This window comes from Serratia odorifera, from assembly GCF_041448735.1.
GTDB lineage: Bacteria > Pseudomonadota > Gammaproteobacteria > Enterobacterales > Enterobacteriaceae > Serratia_F > Serratia_F odorifera.
The window spans coordinates 88280-105459 of the sequence record NZ_JBGMUT010000008.1 but is presented as its reverse complement, the minus strand read 5'-3'; the positions used below and the strand labels follow the sequence as shown (position 1 = coordinate 105459).

Below are 17180 nucleotides of genomic sequence, written 5' to 3'. Positions count from 1 at the left end.
ATCTACTTATCACGGATCCCCCTATTTATGGTTCGAGTGATCGCCGTATCCAACCCCCGTCTGGCGCAGGCCTTTGTCGATTACATGGCTACGCAGGGCATCACGCTTGAGGTGCATAACACCGGCGAGGCGGCGGAAATCTGGTTGGCCGACGACGGTCGCCTGGAGCAGGTACAGCATGAACTGCAGCAGTTTATGATTGACCCGCTTAACCGCCGTTACCAGGCCGCCAGTTGGCAAACCGGCACCACCGGCACCGATATGCCCTACGAGCACGTCTCCTACCTGCAGATCATCCGCAGCAAAGCCGGCCCGTTGACGTTAACGGTGATGGTGCTGTGTATTCTGGTCTACCTGCTGATGCAGGTATTGGGCGATGATAACGTGATGTACTGGCTGTCCTGGCCGCAAAATAGCGAACAATATAGCCAGCTGTGGCGCTGGGTCAGCCATGCCCTGCTGCATTTCTCGCTGCTGCACATTATCTTCAACCTGCTGTGGTGGTGGTATCTCGGTGGCCCAATGGAAAAACGCCTCGGTGCCGGTAAACTGTTCGTGCTGGCGGTGGTTTCCGCCTTCTTCAGCGGCTGGGCGCAATCGCTGTTCAGCGGTGCGCTGTTTGGCGGCCTGTCCGGCGTGGTTTATGCGCTGATGGGCTACAGCTGGCTGAGCGGCGAACGCGCGCCGGAACGCGGCCTGATGCTGCCACGCGGTCTGATGATGTTTTCCGTGCTGTGGCTGGTGGCCGGCTACTTCGATATTTTAGGAATGTCGATCGCCAACGCGGCACACGTCGCCGGTTTAGTGTTAGGGTTACTGATGGCATTTTGGGATACGCGACATCGCGCAAGCCACCAACAATAACAGCCAGGTACATATATAGGGGATTATCGTGAAGCAAACACAGCGTCATGACGCAATTATCGAGCTGGTGCGACTACAGGGATATGTCAGCACGGAAGAACTGGTCGAACATTTTGACGTCAGTCCGCAAACGATTCGCCGCGATCTGAATGACCTGGCCGATCAGAACAAGATTCAGCGTCATCACGGCGGCGCGGCGCTGCCGTCCAGTTCGGTGAACGCCGCTTACCACGATCGCAAGGTGATGTGGTCAGAAGAAAAGGCGCGCATCGCCCAACGCGTCGCCAGCCAGATCCCGGATGGCGCCACGCTGTTCATTGATATCGGCACCACGCCAGAAGCGGTAGCTCACGCGTTGATGAACCACAAGAACCTGCGGGTAGTGACCAATAACCTCAACGTCGCCACGCTGCTGACCGCCAAAGAAGATTTTCGGCTGATTCTGGCCGGCGGCGAAGTGCGCACCCGCGACGGTGGCATTATGGGCGAAGCGACGCTGGATTTCATTTCCCAGTTCCGCCTGGACTACGGCATCCTCGGTATCAGCGGTATCGATATGGACGGCTCGTTGCTCGAATTCGACTATCACGAAGTGCGCACCAAACGCGCCATTATCGAAAACTCGCGCTGCGTCATGCTGGTCACCGACCATTCAAAATTCGGTCGCAACGCAATGGTTAATCTCGGCAACATGAATCTGATCGACTATCTGTTCACCGACCAGCTGCCACCGCCGAGCGTGATGAAAATCATCGAGCAATACGACGTCCAACTCGAACTGTGCTAATCCCCGCCCGTTATTAACCCTCTCTCCCTGCGGGAGAGGGTCGCCCTAATTCCCCTGCATTCTGTATAGGTATTATCACCAAACTGTTATCTCTATCACGCCAGAATGTTTTTGTTTGGTTAAGGCTTGGCTTGTTTGTTGGTTTTTGATTACAATCATGAGCGAAAACGAACATGAAAGAGCTATTTCGAACATCTGGAGGAAGGTGACGTGGAAACCAAAGACTTGATCGTTATCGGTGGCGGCATCAACGGTGCCGGCATCGCGGCGGATGCTGCCGGGCGCGGGCTGTCCGTACTGCTACTGGAAGCGCAAGACTTGGCCTGCGCTACGTCTTCCGCCAGCTCCAAACTGATCCATGGCGGCTTGCGCTACCTGGAACACTATGAATTCCGTCTGGTGAGCGAAGCGCTGGCCGAACGTGAAGTGTTGCTGCGACTGGCGCCGCACATCGCGTTCCCGATGCGCTTCCGCCTGCCGCACCAGCCGCACCTGCGCCCGGCCTGGATGATCCGCACCGGTCTGTTCCTGTACGATCACCTGGGCAAGCGTACCAGCCTGCCGGGCAGCAAAGGGTTGCGATTTGGACCAGAATCGGTACTTAAGCCGGAACTGAAGCGCGGTTTCGAATATTCTGACTGCTGGGTCGACGATGCGCGCCTGGTGGTACTGAACGCGCAGGAAGTGGTGGAACGCGGCGGCGAAGTGCGTACCCGCACCAAAGTGACCCGTGCATGGCGAGAAAACGGCCTGTGGATGGTTGAAGCCAGCGATATCGACAGCGGCAAAACCTTCACCTGGCGCGCCAAAGGTCTGGTGAATGCGACCGGCCCGTGGGTGAAGCACTTCTTCGACGACGGTCTGAAGCTCAAATCGCCGTACGGTATCCGTCTGATCAAGGGCAGCCACATAGTGGTGCCTAAAGCGCATAACCAGCCGCAATCATACATTCTGCAAAACGAAGACAACCGCATCGTGTTCGTCATCCCGTGGCTGGACGAGTTTTCAATTATCGGCACCACCGACGTGGAGTATCACGGCGATCCGAAAGACGTGAAAATCGACGACAATGAAATCGACTACCTGCTGAAGGTGTATAACGACCACTTCAAGAAGCAGCTGGGACGCGATGATATCGTCTGGACCTACTCCGGCGTGCGCCCACTGTGTGACGACGAGTCCGACTCGCCGCAGGCGGTCACTCGCGATTACACCCTGGACGTGCATGATGCTGCTGGCCAGGCGCCGCTGCTGTCTGTGTTCGGCGGCAAACTGACCACCTACCGCAAGCTGGCAGAACATGCGATGGAAAAACTGGCCCGTTACTACCCGGGAGCCGGTCCGGCGTGGACCAAGAACGGCGCATTGCCGGGCGGTGACATCGGCGGCGATCGCGACGGCTACGCGGCCAAACTGCGACGTGAACACGGCTGGCTGCCAGAGTCGCTGGCACGCCGTTACGCGCGCACCTACGGCAGCCATAGCGCACTGATCCTGGCCGATGCCAACAGCCTGGCTGAACTGGGCGAAGATTTCGGCCACGGTTTGTATGAGGCCGAACTGCGCTATCTGGTGGAAAAAGAGTGGGTGGTCGAGCTGGATGACGCCATCTGGCGGCGTACCAAACTCGGCATGTGGCTGGATCAGGCGCAACAGGCCCGCGTCAAAGCCTGGCTGGCAGAACACGCGAAAGCGAAAACGCTGTCGCTGGCCTCGTAACAACCGCGTACTCACCCCGTGAAACCAGGGCCGGATAATCCGGCCCTTTTTTATTACAGCTTCACCGGCTTGATGTGCCAGATCTGGTCGGCATATTCCTGAATGGTGCGATCGGACGAGAAGTAGCCCATGTTGGCGATGTTCAGCACCGCCCGCCGCGTCCACTCATCCTGATGGCGATACAGCTCGTCGACCCGGTCCTGGGTGTCAACATAGCTGCGATAATCCGCCAGCAGCTGATAATGGTCGCCGAGATTAACCAGCGAGTCGAACAGATTACTGTAGCGCTTGGGCTCCTCCGGGCTGAAGGCGCCAGTGGCGATCTGCGTCAGCGCCTGGTGCAGTTCGGCGTCCTGTTCATAATACTGGTGCGGGTTGTACCCGTTACGCCGCAGCTCCTCGACCTGTTCGGCGGTGTTACCAAAGATAAAGATATTGTCTTCGCCGACGTGCTCGCGCATTTCAACGTTGGCACCGTCCAGCGTGCCGATGGTTAGCGCACCGTTGAGCGCAAACTTCATGTTGCTGGTGCCGGACGCCTCGGTGCCGGCCAACGAGATCTGTTCGGACAGGTCTGCCGCCGGAATGATCATCTGCGCCAGGCTGACGCCATAGTTGGGAATAAACACCACTTTAAGCCGATCGTGCACGCGCGGATCGTGGTTGATCACCTTGGCCACATCATTGATCAAGCGGATAATCTGTTTGGCGGCGTAGTAGGCTGACGCCGCCTTGCCGGCAAAAATCACCACGCGCGGCACGCGTTCGGTTTCCGGATCTTGCAGTAGCCGGTTGTAGCGGGTGATGACGTGCAGCACATTCAGCAGCTGGCGTTTATATTCATGAATGCGTTTGATCTGTACATCAAACAACGCATCCGGGTTGACCACCACGTTCAGCTTGCGGGCGATGTAAGCCGCCAGCCGCTGTTTGTTTTGCTGCTTGGCCTCCTGTACTGCCAGTAGAAAACTGGGGTAATCGACGTTGGGTTTAATCTCGCTCAACTGGCTGAGATCGGTGCGCCAGGTGTGGCCAATGGCATCGTCCAGCACCGCCGACAGCGGGCGATTGGCCAGCCCCAGCCAGCGTCGCGGCGTGACGCCGTTGGTTTTATTGCAAAAGCGATCGGGGAAGATGCGGGCAAAATCGGCAAACAGCGATTGCACCATCAGTTCGGAATGCAGCGCAGAAACGCCGTTCACCTTGTGACTGACCACCACCGCCAGCCACGCCATACGCACTTTGCGGCCGTTCTGTTCGTCGATGATCGACAAACGCGCCAGCAGATCGTTGTCGCCCGGCGCCTCCTGTTGCACATACTTGAGGAAATGATCGTTGATTTCGAAGATCAGCTGCAGGTGGCGCGGCAGGATCTTGCCGATCATCTCCACCGGCCAGGTTTCCAGCGCTTCGCTCATCAGCGTGTGGTTGGTGTAGGAAAACACTTTTTCCACCACGCTCCAGGCGTCGAGCCAATTGAATTTGTGCTCGTCAATCAGCACCCGCATCAGTTCCGGGATCGACAGCACCGGGTGGGTATCGTTGAGGTGAATGGCGATCTTGTCTGCCAGATTATCAAAGGTCTTATGCATCGCCCAATGGCGGTTGAGGATATCCTGCACCGTCGCCGATACCAGGAAATACTCCTGCCGCAGCCGTAGCTCACGCCCGGAATAGGTCGAGTCATCCGGATACAGCACCCGCGATACGTTTTCAGAATGGTTTTTATCTTCCACCGCGGCAAAATAGTCGCCCTGATTAAACTTGCCCAGGTTGATTTCATTACTGGCCTGCGCACTCCACAGCCGCAGGGTATTGGTGGCGTCAGTGTCAAAGCCGGGGATCACCTGATCGTAGGCAATCGCCAGCACCTCTTCGGTTTCTACCCAGCGGGTTTTCGCCCCTTCCTGCTGGACTCGTCCGCCAAAACGCACTTTGTAACGGGTGTTATGGCGCGGGAACTCCCATGGATTACCGTACTCCAGCCAATAGTCGGGTGATTCCATCTGCTGGCCGTCCACGATGTTCTGTTTGAACATACCGTATTCGTAGCGGATGCCGTAACCGCGCCCCGGCAGCGCCAGCGTCGCCAGCGAATCCAGGAAACAGGCGGCTAACCGCCCCAAGCCACCGTTGCCAAGCCCCGGGTCGTTCTCTTCTTCCAACAGCTCGCCGAGGCTCAGGCCCATCTCTTCCAGCGCGTCCTGCAGATCCTGATAAATGCCCATCGACAGCAGGGCGTTCGACAGCGTGCGCCCAAGCAGGAACTCCATCGACAGGTAATACACCTGCCGCACGTCCTGCGACAGCTGGGCACGGTTGGAACGCAGCCAGCGTTCCACCATGCGATCGCGCACCGCAAACAGGGCGGCGTTAAGCCAGTCATGCTGGGTAGCAATGGCCGGATCCTTGCCAATGATAAACATCAGCTTATAGGCAATGGAATGTTTCAGCGCTTCGACACTGACCGTGGGTGAGGTGTAGCTAAACGGTGAAGTCATTTTTCAATCCCGAGTGCGTGATTACAACAAGCATGGATATACCCTACCGGGCAGGTGTTACACCCAGGCGGCGCGCTGTGAATCGGTAAGCAGCCGCCTGGGACGAACCAGACCAGGAGCCGCCTCAAAGCAGCCGGCTATACAGCGACAGGTATTCTTTTGCCGCTACCTGCCAGCCAAAGTCGAGACTCATGGCATGACGCTGTACGTGACGCCAGTGTTTCTGGCGGCTCCACAACACCATGGCACGCCGAATGGCATTGCCCAGCGCGACGGCATCACAGTCATCAAACACGAATCCACTGGCGGTGCCGTCGGCCAGATTTTCCAGCGCGCAGTCCACCACCGTGTCCGCCAGTCCACCGGTGCGCCGTACCAGTGGTAACGTGCCATACTTCAGGCCGTACAGTTGCGTCAGGCCGCAGGGCTCGAAGCGGCTCGGCACCATAATCACATCAGCCCCGCCGATAATGCGGTGGGAGAAGGCTTCGTGATAGCCGATCTGCACCCCGACCTGTTCCGGATAATCGGCGGCCGCCGCCAGAAACGCCTGTTGCAATACCGCATCGCCGGCACCGAGCAGCGCCAGTTGCCCGCCCTGCTCCAACAACGCTGGCAACGCCTCCAGCACCAGATCCAGCCCTTTTTGGCTGGTCAGCCGACTGACCACCGCAAACAGCGGCACCGACTCATCCATTTTCAGCCCCATGGCCTTTTGCAGATGCAGTTTGTTTTTCACTTTTTCTTTCAGATCGTCGGCGTCATAACGCGCCCGGAGCCGCGCGTCGTTGGCCGGATCCCAGATTTTTTCGTCGACGCCGTTCAGAATGCCGCTCAACCGCCCCTGATGCTGCCGCTCCTGCAATAGCCCTTCCATACCGTAGCCAAACTCCGGTCGGGTGATTTCACGCGCGTAGGTCGGGCTGACGGCGGTGATGTGATCGGCATAGAACAACCCAGCCTTCAGAAAGGACATCTGCCCGTGAAACTCGAGGCCGTAAATGTCATAGAACGACTGGGGAAGCCACAGCTCGGTGACGTGATGTGCGGAAAACATGCCCTGATAGGCCAGGTTGTGCACGGTAAACACCGAACGTGCCGGGTGACCGTTTGCCGCCAGATAGGCGCAGGTCAGCCCGGCGTGCCAGTCATGGGCATGTACCAGCGCTGGCCGCCAATAGCGATCCAGCCCTTTGGCCAGTTCACAGGCCATCCAGCCAAGCAGCGCAAAGCGCCGGTGGTTGTCGGGGTAGGCATACATCGACTGGTCGTGGTACGGGCTGCCGGGTCGATCGTAAAGCCAGGGCGCATCAATCAGATAGATGCCAACGCCATGATAGCTGCCGTAGCGCAGCCCGACGCGGCCGGCGAACGAGTCGATTTCCGCCACCAGTACGGTTTCGGCAATGCCGGTGCGCAGATCAGGGAAAGCGGGCAATAACACCCGCACGTCGGCGCCGGCGTCAATCTGCGCCGCCGGCAGCGCGCCGACCACGTCTGCAAGCCCGCCGGTTTTGAGCAGTGGGAACATCTCAGAACATACGTGTAATACCTGCATCGCTACTCCTGAAATTCGGCCCGCTAACGGGCGCTGGGAGACACGTAAGGACGCGACCAGCGCGCCCACGGGGTCAAGGGCGACCCGCTATAACTTCGACAGCATGTCGCGCGTGACCAGCACGATGCCGCCTTCAGAGCGATAGAAACGCTTACTGTCTTCATCGGCATTTTCGCCAATCACCATGCCTTCCGGGATCTGACAGGCACGGTCGATGATGCAGCGCCGCAGTCGGCAGGAACGGCCGACGTTGACGTCCGGCAACAACACCGTGGAATCGATGGTACAGAAGGAGTTCACCCGCACACGCGGGAACAACACCGAATGCACCACCACCGAGCCGGAAACAATGCAGCCGCCGGACACCAGCGAGTTCATGGTCATGCCATGGCTGCCGGAGCGATCCTGTACGAACTTGGCCGGCGGCAACGGTTCCATGTGTGTGCGAATCGGCCAGGCGCGGTCGTACATATCCAGCTCCGGCGTCACCGACGCCAAATCCAGATTGGCGCGCCAATAGGCTTCCAACGTGCCAACATCGCGCCAATACGGCGGCAGCTCCGGATTGGAGGTTACGCAGGACAGCGTAAAGGGATGCGCCCAGGCGGCGTGCTGCGCGGTAATCTTCGGTATCAGATCCTTGCCGAAGTCATGGCTGGAATCCGGCGTCGACATGTCCTCTTCCAATAGGGTGAACAGATAGTCCGCATTAAAGATATAAATGCCCATGCTGGCGAGCGCCATATCCGGGTTGTCCGGCATCGCCGGCGGCTGCGCGGGTTTTTCCAGAAATTCCAGCACTCGGTCGTTTTCATCCACTTTCATCACGCCGAACTCGCTGGCTTGCTGCAACGGCACCGGCAGGCAGGCCACGGTGCACTGCGCGCCCTTTTCGACGTGGTCGATCAGCATGCGCGAATAATCCATCTTGTAGATATGATCGCCGGCCAGAATCACCACGTATTCCGCATCGTAACGGCGGATGATATCCAGGTTCTGATACACCGCGTCGGCGGTGCCCTTGTACCAGTGTTCGGTGCTAAGCCGCTGCTGTGCCGGCAACAGATCGACAAACTCGTTCATTTCCTCATTGAGGAACGACCAGCCACGCTGAATGTGCTGTACCAGGGTGTGGGACTGGTATTGAGTGATCACCCCAATCCGTCGGATACCTGAATTCAGGCAGTTGGACAGGGCGAAATCGATAATGCGAAACTTGCCGCCAAAGTGCACCGCAGGCTTGGCGCGGGTCGAGGTTAAGTCTTTCAGGCGTGAGCCGCGGCCACCGGCCAGAATCAGGGCAACGGATTTGATCGGCAATTGCCGCGCCAACATCAAAGGGTCTTTGTTTTCAAATCTAACCATGATTGACTCCTTTTAATTATTGTCTGCCAGTACGCAAAGCGAGTGCGCAGGCTGGCGCCAGGCGGGCAAATCCGCCTGCGAGTCTTCCTGAACAAACGGGGTGACTAGCTGCCAATCGCCGGCAGGCAAGGTCATATCGACCGTCTCGGGGCCGGCATTAATCACCACCAGCCAACGTTGGGACAGCCGAATTTGCAGCTGTGGTGGCGCATGCTCCCACTGCGATGCGCCAAGCGGCTGGCCCTGCGCATTCAGCCATTGCACGCAACCATCCCCCTCCTGCCACCAGCGATCCTGACGCAGGGCGGGAATTTGTCGCCGTAGGCGGATCAGTGCAGCGGTATAGTCGAGCAGCGCCCGATCCGCCGACTGCCAGTCCAGCCAGGTAGTGGCATTATCCTGGCAATAGGCGTTGTTGTTACCGTGCTGGCTGTGACCATGCTCGTCGCCAGCCAACAGCATCGGCGTGCCCTGCGACAGCAACAGCGTGGCAAGTAGCGCTCGTTGGCTGCGACCGCGGCGCTGCCTCACCTCGGCATCATCGGTTGGCCCTTCCACGCCGTGGTTATAGCTGTAATTACGCCCGTTGCCGTCACGGTTGTCTTCGCCGTTCGGCTGGTTGTGCCGCTGGTTGTAGCTCACCAGATCCTGCAGGGTAAAGCCGTCGTGGGCGGTGAGCATGTTGACGCTGGCATAGGGTGCCCGGCCACGCCGGTCAAACACCTCGCTGGAGGCGGCAAAGCGCTGGGCGAATGCGCCAAGCGGCAAGTCGCCCAGCAGCCAGAAACGCCGCATATCGTCACGATAGTGGTCGTTCCACTCGGCAAAACGACCGGGAAAACCCCCCACCTGATAGCCGCCCGGGCCGATATCCCACGGTTCGGCGATCAGCTTGCAGCGGGACAGGGTGTCGTCCGCCAGCATCGCCTGAAACAGCGGCGCGTCACGATCGAATGCTGGCCTGCGGCCCAAGACCGTGCCCAAATCGAAACGAAAGCCGTCGACGTGGCACTCGCGCGCCCAAAAACGCAGGCAATCCATCACCCATGCCACGCCCGACGGTTGGTCAAGCCGCAGCGTGTTGCCGCAGCCGGTGACGTTGGTATAGTCGCCGTCCGGGTTCAGCCAGTAATAGCTCGGGTTGTCGATACCGCGCAGCGACAGCGTCGGCCCGTCGATATCCAGCTCGGCGCTGTGGTTAAACACCACGTCCAGAATCACTTCAATACCGGCGCGATGCAGGGCTTTTACCGCGTCGCGGAACTCGCGCAACGGCGACGACTGGCTGGCATAGCGATGATCCGGCGCGTACGGCGCCAGCACGTTATAGCCCCAGTAGTTCTGTAGCCCGAGCTGCTGCAAGCGTGGCTCGGTGGTATGTTGCTGGACTGGCAACAGCTCTAGCGCAGTAATGCCCAAGTGAGTGAAGTAGGCGATCATCGCCGGGTGACCCAATGCCGCAAAGCTGCCGCGCAGCGCCGGCGGGATCGCCGGGTGTTGCAGCGTCAGACCGCGCACATGGGCTTCGTAAATTACCGTTTCTCCCCACGGCGTGGCCGGCGCGCGATCGTCCTGCCAATCGTAGGTCTCATCCACCACGATACATTTGGGCATCAGGGTCGCGCTGTCGTGTTCATCGGCCTGCTGATAACCACCGTGCAGCCGAGGATCGTCGTCAACCGGGCCTTCGACCGCGCGGGTGGCCGGATCCAGCAGCAGTTTTTGCGGATTGAAACGCAACCCCTGCGCCGGCGCAAACGGGCCGTGCACCCGATAAGCGTAACGCAGGCCCGGCCGACCTCCCGGCAGATAACCGTGCCAGATATCGCCGCTGCGCGCCGGTAACGGCAGGCGGGTTTCACGCTGCTCGGCATCAAACAGGCACAGCTCCACCCGCGTGGCATTGGCTGAAAACAGCACGAAGTTGACGCCACTGCCGTCGAAATGGGCGCCGTAAGGGGCGGCAACACCGGGTTGCAATTCCCTCATGGCGCCTCCCGCAGCAGGTACAGCGTTGCCAGTGGCGGGACGGTAATGTCGATCGAATGATCGCGGCCGTGGCTGCCGATCGCCTGCGATTGAACCCGGCCCTGATTACCGGTATTGCTGCCGTGGTAATGGTGCGAATCGGTATTGAGTATTTCCCGATAGGTGCCCGGTTGGGAAAGGCCGATGCGATACTGGTGGCGCGGCACCGGGGTAAAATTGCTGACGGCAATCAGTTGGTTACCGTCGGCGTCGTAGCGGGCAAAGGCAAAGACCGAGTTGTCGAAATCGTCTACCACCAGCCATTCAAAGCCGTCCGGCAGATAGTCGCGTTGGTACAGCGGCGGCGTGTTCTGGTAGCAATGGTTGAGATCGCGCACCAGCCGCTGAACGCCGTGGTGCCAACCGTCCAGTCCTTCCAGCAAATGCCAGTCCAGGCTGGTGTCGAAGTTCCATTCGCGTCCCTGGGCAAATTCACAGCCCATAAACAGCAGTTTTTTGCCGGGGTGCGCCCACATAAAACCGTAATAGGCGCGCAGATTGGCGAACTTCTGCCAGGCGTCGCCCGGCATCCGATCCAGCACCGAACGTTTGCCGTGCACTACTTCGTCATGGGAAATTGGTAGCACGAAGTTTTCGGTGTAGGCATACAGCATGCCGAAGGTCATTTGGTTATGGTGATATTTGCGATGCACCGGATCACACTGCATGTAGTTCAGCGTGTCGTGCATCCAGCCCAGGTTCCATTTGTAATGGAACCCCAGTCCGTTAGACTCCGGCGGCAACGTGACGCCGGGATAGTCGGTGGACTCTTCCGCCAGCGTTACCGCGCCTGGCCGCGCCTTGCCCAGCGTGTGGTTGGTGTACCGCAGGAAGGCGATAGCTTCGAGGTTTTCATTGCCGCCGTAGTAGTTCGGTACCCACTCGCCCTCGGCGCGGCTGTAGTCGCGATAGATCATCGAGGCGACCGCGTCCACCCGTAGCCCATCGATACCGTAGCGTTCCAGCCAAAAAAAGGCGTTTCCCGCCAGATAGTTGCGCACCTCATGGCGACCGTAGTTGTAGATCAGCGTGTTCCAGTCCTGGTGGAAACCTTCACGCGGGTCGGCATATTCATACAGCGCGGTACCGTCAAAATTGGCCAGTCCGTAGGCGTCGCTGGGGAAATGCCCAGGCACCCAGTCAAGGATCACGTTGATACCAGCCTGATGCGCCGCTGCCACAAAAGCCCTGAACTCCGCCGGCGTGCCAAAGCGACGGGTCGGAGCATACAGCCCCAGCGGTTGATAGCCCCAGCTGCCGTCGAACGGATGTTCGTTGATCGGCAGCAGTTCGAGATGGGTAAACCCCATCTGTTTCACATACGGGATCAGCTGTTCCGCCAGCTCCTGATAGCTGAGCCAGAAATTGTTGTCACTGTGCCGACGCCACGAACCAAGATGCACCTCATAGATTGAAACCGGCCGATCGAAACCGTTGGCTTGCTGGCGCTGCGTCGTGTTTTCTACCACCTCGGGCAATAGGGCGACCAGCGAAGCGGTATCCGGGCGCATTTGCGCCTCAAACGCATAGGGATCGGCCTTGAGCTGGGTATTGCCGTAACAGTCGATGATTTCATATTTATACAGCTGACCTGCGCTCACCCCCGGCAGGAACAGTTCCCAGATGCCGTTCTCTTTGCGCAGACGCATCGGATGACGGCGGCCATCCCAAAAGTTGAACTCCCCCACCACCGAAACGCGCTGGGCATTTGGCGCCCATACCGCAAAGCTGACGCCAGCCACGCCGTCCAGTTCGCTCAGATGGGCTCCCAGGCGTTCATAGGGTCGCAAATGGGTGCCTTCAGCCAATAGCCAGCTGTCGATCTCCTGCAAAAGTGTGCCAAAACGGTAGGGATCTTCCAACAATTGTTGATGTTGTTGCCATTTAACCGAAAACTGGTAGTGAAAAGGATTTTTACGACGAGGAACGGTAGCGCAGAAGAAGCCTCTCGGTTCCAGGCAGTCGAGCTGCGTTACCCGACGACCGGTTTGTGCATCCACCAGCCATACCTCGCTGGCATCAGGGAATAACGCTCGCACCTGTAGGCCCGCTGCGGTGACATGCATGCCAAGCAGGGAGAACGGATCGGCATAATTACCGGAAATCAACTGATTAATCACGTCACGATCGGGAAGTACAGGCATGTTCTTCTCCCTTTGCTTAATAGCATGATCCCTAAGGGCTACATTTTTTAAACGTTCGCCGTTGTGTTTATCATGCAATTCATTCGATGACTAAAGCGTGATTGCGGTCGGTTATTGATTAAACTTTACGCGTCCGACCTGTAGATCGCTCTTTCTGCTTCTTTTTAGACATATTCCTAGCAGAGATGAAAATTCAATCATCTACACAGTAAGCATAGCCAAAGACGAATAAAAAAACGGCGATAGCGGTGAGGAAAATTTTTCAGCCACAATGGGGAAAACGGCAGAAATGGGGGCTTGATGGGGCTGGCTGGCACCAGCCCCGGTATGTGTCGGTTATTTTTACAGCAGAATGCGCAGCATGCGACGCAGCGGTTCCGCCGCACCCCACAGCAACTGGTCGCCGACGGTGAAGGCCGACAGGTATTCCGGCCCCATGTTCAGCTTGCGCAAACGACCGACCGGGGTGTTCAGCGTGCCGGTCACTGCGGCAGGCGTCAGTTCACGCATCGTCAGTTCGCGGTCGTTCGGGATCACCCGCACCCAGTCATTATGGGTTGCCAGCAGCTGTTCGATTTCCGGCAGCGGCACGTCTTGCTTGAGTTTCAGGGTGAACGCCTGGCTGTGGCAGCGCAGCGCGCCAACGCGCACGCACAGGCCATCAACCGGGATAACGCTGGAGGTGGACAGGATCTTGTTGGTTTCCGCCTGGCCTTTCCACTCTTCACGACTCTGGCCGTTATCAAGCTGCTTGTCGATCCATGGGATCAGGCTGCCGGCCAACGGCACACCAAAATTGTCGGTCGGCAACACGCCGGAACGGGTGGCCCCGGTCACTTTACGTTCGATATCCAGAATGGCCGACGCCGGGTTTTGCAGCTCTTTTGCCACGTCGGCGTGCAGCATGCCCATTTGCACCAGCAGTTCGCGCATATGGCGCGCGCCGCCGCCGGATGCCGCCTGATAGGTGGAGACCGATGCCCACTCCACCAGATCGTTGGCAAACAGGCCGCCCAGCGACATCAGCATCAGGCTGACGGTGCAGTTACCACCGACAAAGGTTTTAATGCCTTTATCCAGCCCTTGCTGGATAACCGCGTGGTTGACCGGGTCCAGAATGATAATGGCGTCGTCCTGCATGCGCAGAGATGACGCGGCGTCAATCCAGTAACCCTGCCAGCCACTTTCACGCAGCTTGGGATAAACTTCGTTAGTGTAATCGCCGCCCTGGCAGGTGATGATAATATCAAGCGCGGCTAGCGCATCGATATCGTAAGCATCTTGCAGCGTGCCGTTCTGCTGGCCGCCGATGGCTGGCGCGGCGGAACCGTGCTGAGATGTAGAAAAGAATACCGGGCGGATGGCGTCAAAATCGCGCTCTTCTGCCATGCGTTGCATGAGCACAGAGCCGACCATACCGCGCCAACCGACTAAACCAACGTTTTTCATGATAACTGTCCTGCCTTGGAGGATGACGACAAATTTGTAGAGAGGGACACAATGTCCCCACCTTACAAAATGTCGGCGCAGGCGCAAAGTGAATTTAATCGATGGCTGGGCATTTCTCAGCAATCCTTCTTATAGGCGGGAGGGCAGGCAGCCATTTTACTGCCCCTGACCGCGGTTGAGGTAATGATGACAGAGATGATTTCAGCGACGGTGTTGCTGTTTTTAATTATGGATCCACTCGGTAATCTGCCGATTTTCATGTCGGTGCTCAAGCATCTGGAACCTCGCCGTCGGCGCATTGTGCTAATCCGCGAGCTGCTGATTGCGCTGATACTGATGCTGATATTTCTGTTTGCCGGCGAAAATATTCTGGCCTTCCTCAACCTGCGCACTGAAACGGTCTCCATTTCCGGCGGCATCATTCTGTTCCTGATTGCCATCAAGATGATTTTCCCGTCACAGGAAGGCAACAGCAGCGGTCTTTCCGCCGGTGAGGAGCCTTTTCTGGTGCCGCTGGCGATCCCGTTGGTGGCCGGGCCATCGATATTGGCAGCGCTGATGCTGCTGTCGCATCAATACCCTAACCAACTGGGACATCTGGTGGTCGCATTGCTGATTGCCTGGGGGATTTCTGCCGCCATCCTGCTGATGTCGAACCTGTTTTTGCGTCTATTGGGCAGCAAGGGCGTCAGCGCGCTGGAGCGTTTGATGGGACTGGTGCTGGTGATGCTGTCAACGCAGATGTTTCTGGACGGCGTGCGCGCCTATCTGAAACTGTAGCAAGGGGAAAGGAAGCGCGAACAATAGGGCCGGTCAGCATTCACTGACCGGCCCTGTCAGGCAAATATCGCAGCAGATTACATCATCGAGAATGCAATCATGCCGACAACGGCACCGGTGGTGCCAAGAATGGTTTCCATCACCGACCAGGTTTTCAGCGTCTGCGCTTCGGTGGCACCGGTAAACTTGCCAAACAGCCAGAAGCCGGAGTCATTCACATGGCTCAGTACGATAGAGCCACCGGCGATGCAAATCGACAGCGCCGCCATCTGCGCGCCAGAATACCCCAGTTCACCGATCACCGGCATCACCAGGCCGACGGTGGTCAGACACGCCACGGTGGCTGAACCCTGAATCACCCGAACTGCCGCAGACAGCACAAAGCAGGCAATGGCAATCGGCAAGCCGGCGCCAATCAGCGCGTTACCCAGCGCCGGACCAACGCCAGAATCGACCAGCACCTGCTTGAATACCCCACCGGCACCGGTCACCAACAGGATGATCCCCGCAGGCTGGATTGCCGCAGAGCAGACTTCCATCACCTTGTCTTTGCTCATGCCACGGCGAATCGCCAGGCCGTAAATCGCCACCAGACAGGCGATCAGAATCGCAGTGAACGGGTGGCCGATAAATTGCAGCCATTGATACAGCGAGCTGCCTTCAACGGTGAAGCGCGCGCCGATGGTTTTCATCCCTACCAGTACCAGCGGGAACAGCACCAACGCCAGGCTGAAGCCAAACGACGGCAGCTTGCTCTTGTCGATGCTGGGTTCTTCGATATCTTTTGGCAGTTCCAGCGTCACGTGCTTGCTGATGAACGAACCGAACAGCGGGCCGGCCAACAGCATACCCGGGATTGCCGCAGCCAGGCCAATCAGGATCATCCAGCCAAAGTCGGCATTCATTTGCGAAGCCAGCAGCATCGGCGTCGGCCCCGGCAGCAGGAAGGCGGCGGCGGCGGCAACGCCGGCAAACAGCGGAATCACCTGCTTGATCAGATTGCCGCCGGTGCGGCGGGCAACGGCGAACGCCACGCCAATCAACAGTACGATCGCCACGTCGAAGAACAGCGGCAAGGCACAGACCAGACCGGCAATACCCAGCGCGTAGTGCGCACGCTGCTCACCGAAACCCTTCAACAGTTTGACCGCGATCTGATCCAGCGCGCCAGTTTCATGCAGGATTTTGCCGAACATCGCGCCCAGCGCCACAACGATCGCCAGGAAGCCCAAGGTGCCGCCCATGCCTTTTTGCATGGTGTCGGTGATTTTTTCCAGCGACATGCCAGAGAACAGGCCCGCCCCCATCGACACCAGCATCAGGGCGATGAAAGCATGCATGCGCGCCTTCATCACCAGGAAGAGCAATAGCAACACCGAACCAACGGCGGTGAAAACCAGCGTTAACGTATCCATAATTATTCCTGAGCGGTTACTGTGGTTATCAGTTTAATAGTGTCAGCAACCACGCCTTCTAAAGGCTGGTTGATATCGATCGCATGAACATCGCCTTCATCGGCGCCTGGTTCTTCCAGTGCTTCAAACTGGGAAACCAGCATCTGCGGCTTGAAGAAATGCCCTTTACGCTGTTTCAAACGTTCTTCAATGATCGCTTTGGAACCTTGCAGGTAGATGAAATGCAGATTGCTGTTACCGGCACGCAGGCGGTCGCGATAACGCTTTTTCAGTGCAGAACATACCAACAGAGCAACATCATTGGTCCGCTGCATGGCAAAAATGGCATCATTCAACGCCGTCAGCCAAGGGGCACGGTCGTCGTCATTGAGCGCATGGCCATCGGCCATCTTGTTGATGTTGCTGCGTGGATGCAGATAATCGCCATCCAGCATCGCAGCGCTGATTTCATGAGCAACAGCATTAGCTACCGCTGATTTACCGCTGCCAGATACGCCCATTAAGATAAAAACGTGGTGTTGTGTATTACTCATAATATTACTGCCCTGTTGGGGTCGCCAGCCAAAATGT

The 17180-nt window shown here is 58.0% G+C and carries 12 protein-coding genes; 4 read left to right on the top strand and 8 right to left on the bottom strand.

Features of this window, described 5'->3' with window-relative positions:
* The first annotated feature begins 27 nt into the window (after window positions 1-27).
* The 3 genes from glpG to glpD all read left to right on the top strand — a co-directional run bounded on the left by glpG (window position 28) and on the right by glpD (window position 3370).
* On the top strand, window positions 28-864 hold the full coding sequence (gene glpG, locus ACCC84_RS18125; RefSeq protein WP_371902148.1) for a rhomboid family intramembrane serine protease GlpG: 837 nt from the start codon (window positions 28-30) through the stop codon (window positions 862-864).
* A 28-nt stretch (window positions 865-892) separates the two neighbouring features.
* Window positions 893-1651, top strand: a complete 759-nt coding sequence (locus ACCC84_RS18120; RefSeq protein WP_004956373.1) for a DeoR/GlpR family transcriptional regulator — start codon at window positions 893-895, stop codon at window positions 1649-1651.
* A gap of 210 nt (window positions 1652-1861) precedes the next feature.
* Window positions 1862-3370: a glycerol-3-phosphate dehydrogenase gene (glpD, locus tag ACCC84_RS18115; protein WP_004956374.1), complete on the top strand. Its 1509-nt coding sequence runs from the start codon at window positions 1862-1864 to the stop codon at window positions 3368-3370.
* A gap of 53 nt (window positions 3371-3423) precedes the next feature.
* Here the strand turns inward: glpD and glgP are convergent, their stop codons facing one another.
* From glgP to asd, 6 genes are all read right to left on the bottom strand, one after another.
* Window positions 3424-5871 (bottom strand): glycogen phosphorylase, encoded by a 2448-nt coding sequence (glgP, locus tag ACCC84_RS18110; protein ID WP_004956375.1) that lies wholly within the window; start codon window positions 5869-5871, stop codon window positions 3424-3426.
* A gap of 124 nt (window positions 5872-5995) precedes the next feature.
* Entirely contained in the window at window positions 5996-7429 is a 1434-nt protein-coding gene (glgA, locus tag ACCC84_RS18105) for a glycogen synthase GlgA (RefSeq protein WP_371902147.1), read from the bottom strand.
* Between the two features lie 87 nt (window positions 7430-7516).
* Entirely contained in the window at window positions 7517-8794 is a 1278-nt protein-coding gene (glgC, locus tag ACCC84_RS18100) for a glucose-1-phosphate adenylyltransferase (RefSeq protein WP_004956377.1), read from the bottom strand.
* 12 nt (window positions 8795-8806) lie between these two features.
* The gene (gene glgX, locus ACCC84_RS18095; RefSeq protein ID WP_198773700.1) at window positions 8807-10783 is read right to left on the bottom strand and encodes a glycogen debranching protein GlgX; all 1977 of its coding nucleotides are present in this window, start codon (window positions 10781-10783) and stop codon (window positions 8807-8809) included.
* Window positions 10780-12966, bottom strand: coding sequence for a 1,4-alpha-glucan branching enzyme (glgB, locus tag ACCC84_RS18090; RefSeq protein ID WP_371902146.1), 2187 nt, complete (start codon window positions 12964-12966; stop codon window positions 10780-10782). The genes glgX and glgB overlap by 4 nt, the downstream gene beginning before the upstream one ends.
* 342 nt (window positions 12967-13308) lie before the next feature.
* Complete coding sequence (gene asd / locus ACCC84_RS18085; protein ID WP_004956381.1) at window positions 13309-14415, bottom strand: aspartate-semialdehyde dehydrogenase; 1107 nt, start codon at window positions 14413-14415, stop codon at window positions 13309-13311.
* A 186-nt stretch (window positions 14416-14601) separates the two neighbouring features.
* Between asd and ACCC84_RS18080 the strand changes: the two genes are divergently transcribed.
* Complete coding sequence (locus ACCC84_RS18080) at window positions 14602-15195, top strand: YhgN family NAAT transporter (RefSeq protein WP_039992462.1); 594 nt, start codon at window positions 14602-14604, stop codon at window positions 15193-15195.
* A gap of 77 nt (window positions 15196-15272) precedes the next feature.
* Here ACCC84_RS18080 and gntU read toward each other — a convergent pair whose 3' ends face one another.
* Window positions 15273-16610 (bottom strand): gluconate transporter, encoded by a 1338-nt coding sequence (gene gntU, locus ACCC84_RS18075; protein WP_004956384.1) that lies wholly within the window; start codon window positions 16608-16610, stop codon window positions 15273-15275.
* A 2-nt stretch (window positions 16611-16612) separates the two neighbouring features.
* On the bottom strand, window positions 16613-17143 hold the full coding sequence (gene gntK, locus ACCC84_RS18070) for a gluconokinase (protein WP_004956385.1): 531 nt from the start codon (window positions 17141-17143) through the stop codon (window positions 16613-16615).
* Window positions 17144-17180 lie beyond the last annotated feature (37 nt).

Bases quoted from the DNA above. Each gene is read 5' to 3' on its own strand.
- glpG (WP_371902148.1), top strand. From the start codon at position 28: ATGGTTCGAGTGATCGCCGTATCCAACCCCCGTCTGGCGCAGGCCTTT.
- glgP (WP_004956375.1), bottom strand. From the start codon at position 5,871: ATGACTTCACCGTTTAGCTACACCTCACCCACGGTCAGTGTCGAAGCG.
- glgA (WP_371902147.1), bottom strand. From the start codon at position 7,429: ATGCAGGTATTACACGTATGTTCTGAGATGTTCCCACTGCTCAAAACC.
- glgC (WP_004956377.1), bottom strand. From the start codon at position 8,794: ATGGTTAGATTTGAAAACAAAGACCCTTTGATGTTGGCGCGGCAATTG.
- glgX (WP_198773700.1), bottom strand. From the start codon at position 10,783: ATGAGGGAATTGCAACCCGGTGTTGCCGCCCCTTACGGCGCCCATTTC.
- glgB (WP_371902146.1), bottom strand. From the start codon at position 12,966: ATGCCTGTACTTCCCGATCGTGACGTGATTAATCAGTTGATTTCCGGT.
- asd (WP_004956381.1), bottom strand. From the start codon at position 14,415: ATGAAAAACGTTGGTTTAGTCGGTTGGCGCGGTATGGTCGGCTCTGTG.
- ACCC84_RS18080 (WP_039992462.1), top strand. From the start codon at position 14,602: ATGACAGAGATGATTTCAGCGACGGTGTTGCTGTTTTTAATTATGGAT.
- gntU (WP_004956384.1), bottom strand. From the start codon at position 16,610: ATGGATACGTTAACGCTGGTTTTCACCGCCGTTGGTTCGGTGTTGCTA.
- gntK (WP_004956385.1), bottom strand. From the start codon at position 17,143: ATGAGTAATACACAACACCACGTTTTTATCTTAATGGGCGTATCTGGC.